The sequence below is a fragment of the Sutterella parvirubra YIT 11816 genome (genome assembly GCF_000250875.1).
In the GTDB taxonomy this organism is placed as follows: Bacteria; Pseudomonadota; Gammaproteobacteria; order Burkholderiales; family Burkholderiaceae_F; genus Sutterella; species Sutterella parvirubra.
Genome location: NZ_JH605010.1, coordinates 15,460 through 18,568, shown reverse-complemented (window position 1 = coordinate 18,568; position 3,109 = coordinate 15,460). Strand labels below are relative to the sequence as shown.

2 protein-coding genes and 1 pseudogene are annotated in these 3,109 nt (G+C 69.0%); 1 reads left to right on the top strand and 2 read right to left on the bottom strand.

Annotated elements, in window-relative coordinates:
* A pseudogene (locus HMPREF9440_RS08665) lies at nucleotides 1–497 on the top strand (hypothetical protein); the annotation flags it as partial.
* A 101-nt stretch (nucleotides 498–598) separates the two neighbouring features.
* Here HMPREF9440_RS08665 and HMPREF9440_RS08660 read toward each other — a convergent pair.
* Both HMPREF9440_RS08660 and HMPREF9440_RS08655 read right to left on the bottom strand, forming a co-directional pair.
* On the bottom strand, nucleotides 599–1,318 hold the full coding sequence (locus HMPREF9440_RS08660) for a response regulator transcription factor (protein WP_008543396.1): 720 nt from the start codon (nucleotides 1,316–1,318) through the stop codon (nucleotides 599–601).
* Nucleotides 1,318–3,109 (bottom strand): ATP-binding protein (locus HMPREF9440_RS08655; RefSeq protein ID WP_008543395.1); only part of this gene is annotated, 1,792 nt, incomplete at its 5' end. The genes HMPREF9440_RS08660 and HMPREF9440_RS08655, both read right to left, overlap by 1 nt.

Sequence of the window (3,109 nt, the reverse complement as noted above, 5' to 3'; positions counted from 1 at the left end):
CCGCTCCGCAGCCGCAGCCCCCGCAGGTGACGGCCCCCTACTACCAGGGCTACGCCGCCATCGAAAACATCCTGACGTTGACCGCCGAGCAGAAGCCCCTTTGGGACGCCTACGTCGCCGCGCGCATCGGCTACCAGACCGATCGTCCGGTCTTCCAGGGCCCCGCGGCCGACGAACAGTCGCGCCTTGACCGCCGCGTCGAGCGCAGCCAGTGGTGCGCCGGGCAGCTGAAGAAGATCCGCGACGCCCGCGCCGCGCTCGTGAAGAGCCTCTCCGTTGAACAGAAGTACGTGCTGGAGAGCTACGAATACAACCACCGCGGCCAGATGGGCCCGCGCGCCAACCGCGGTCCGGGTTGCGGCGTCGACATGGGTCCGCGCGGCTTCTACCACGGCTACGGTCCGCATCACGGCTACGGCCCGATGGGCCCGCGCGGCATGGGTCCCGGCATGGGTTGGGGCCCGGGCACGGGTCCGCACTGCCCTTGGGTGAAGTAATACGGAAAAACTCGGCCTGACGGAAGTCCGTCGGGCCGAAGAAAGAGCCCCGGCACGTCTTCGACGCCGGGGCTTTTTCGCGTTTCAGGGCGGGGCCGAGGTCACTCCTCGTCGTCTTCCTCCGAAGCGTCGTCCGCCTCGGCCGCATCCGCGGCGTCGATCTTGCCCGCGGCCTTCCCCATGGGGGTGACTTCCTCCAATTCCGCCAATTCCCAAAGGAAGCGGATCGGGGCGGCGTAGCCGAGCTTTCGCGAGATGTGCATGCGGTGCACCTCCACCGTGCGCTTCGAGACGAAGAGCTCTTCGGCGATGTCGCTGTTCTTGCGCCCCTGGCAGACCATGCGGAAGATCTGCATTTCGCGGGCGGTCAGGGTCGAGAGGAGCTTGTGGATGTGCTTGCGGCGGTGGCGCTCGTAGGAGGCGTCCAGGGCCTTCTGCACCGCAGCGGCGAGAAGGTCCGGGTCGACGGGTTTTTCCAGAAAGCTCACCGCGCCCGACTCCATCGCGGAGACCGCCGTGCGGATGTCGCCGTGCCCCGAGAGGAAGACGACGCCGATGGGACTCTGCGCTTCGATCAGGCGCTTCTGCACGTCCAACCCCGTCATCCCGAGCATGCGCAGGTCGAGGATGAGGCAGCCCGGACGGTCGAGCGAGACTTGGGAGAGGAACTCCTCCCCGGAACCGAAGGTCTGGGGTTCGTAGCGGGGGCTCAGCGCGAAGGAGAGCGAAAAACGGACGTCATCGTCGTCGACGATCCAAACGGGACCGTGGTTCTGCGGCCGGTCTTCCGCTGTCGGGAGCTGTGCTTGTTCCGTGGACATCAGGTGGGATCCTCTCTGGAGTGGACGGCTTCGCCGACGGGAAGACGCAGTTCCGCGACGACGCCGGTGCCGGCATCGGCGCGGCCGATCCTGAAGGTGCCGCCGAGGCTCTCGGCGCACTGCCTGCAGAGCGCGAGCCCGAGGCCGAGGCCGTTCGCCTTCGTCGTGAAGAAGGGTTCGATGGCGGGGTCGCTTCCCTCGGGGAAGCCGGGGCCGTTGTCTTCGACGCGGACCGTCCACAAGTTTTCGTTCATTGTCTCAGAAATGCGCACGCTCGGGTGCGCGGGCCGCACCGAGGGGTCGGCGCCGTGGATCGATTCCATCGCGTTCTTGAGGACGTTGACGAGAATCTGCTGAAGCGCGACCGTGTCGAACTTCCACACGGGGGCCGGGGCCGCGCGTTCGACCTTGACGTCGATCCCGGCGCGCCGCAGCCCCGCCGTCATGAGTTCGACGGTTTCGTCGACGACGGCCGAGGGGCTCGCTTCGCGTCTTGACGGCGCGTCGCGGCGGATGAGGCGGCGAAGCCGCCGCACGACGTCTGCCGCGCGCTTCACTTCCTTTTCGACCATCCCGAGGGGCGCGACCAAAGACGAGGCTTCCGGGATGTTCTCGGCGCGCGCACGGCACCCATGCGAGTAGTTGAGGATGGACTCGAGCGGCTGATTGAGTTCGTGCGCGAGCGACGTGCCGAGTTCACCCACCAACATCACGCGTTGGGCGTGCTCCAGGGCGTTTCGCTTTTCTTCGAGCTCGCTGTGGGTGCGGATGAGCGCACGCTTCGTGCGCGAGAAGCGGATTTGGAGAAACGCCGTGTAGAGCGCGAAGAGAATGACGAACGTGAGGACGCCGAGTGCGATCAGTCCGGTTTCCGTGCGGCGTATCGAGATGAAGGCGGCGACGCGCTCGGTGAGTGTGGGTTCCGGCACGAGAAGGCGCCCGAGGGCCTGGGTCGACGCCGGCCCCGTGGGCGGGAGCGTCCACCCGGCGATGCTCCCCGCAAGGAGCGACGGGTGCCCGGGCGGGAGCTTCAGAAGGACATCGACCAGGGCGTTGCGCTTCGCTTCCGGCGTGAAGGCGGCGGAGGCAAGCGCCCAGCCGGGGAATAGGGCGCCCGAGGCACGGCAGCGCCCGGGCGGCTCGTTGGAGGAGCCGAGCACGCGCACGTCGTTGGGGCCGATGAGGCCCTCGCGCACCATCGATTCGACGAGGCACACCGGCACGACCCCGACGGAGCCGCGCATCGCGCGCACCTGATAGACGACGGCGTCGACCGGATAGCCCATGTGGCGGATTTCGGTGAAGCGCCGTTCGGCGGCGGGTCCTTCCCGGCGGAGCATGAGCCGCAGCCCCGCCAACCCCTCGGCGTCGGAGTCGCCCGCCGCCCAAAGGATGCGGTCCTGCAGGTCGCCCACCACCAGGGCCGGGTCGTTGTTGGCGACGATGACGGCGGCGCCCGAGGCCGCCATCGGATCGTTCTCACGCACCGCGGCCGTGCTCTGCGCGACGGTTTCGATGGGGTAGCGCCCGGAGAGACGCGCCAGCACCGGCGCGGGCGCCAGTACGAAGTCGGCGAGCCCGTTCGCGACGGCGCGCTCCAGCGCGTCCCCGTCGTAGGGCTGCATGATGACGCGCATCTCGGGGAGGGCCGTGCCGAGGACCCGGGTCGTCTCGCCCCAGCGGGCGCGCGCGATCGCGGGGCCGCGCGGCGCGTAGACCGCGAGGCGCGCGTAGGTGGCGATGCCGGGGTGCGCGGCCTCGGAAGGCGCCCCGGTCAGGGGGTGCGCCGAA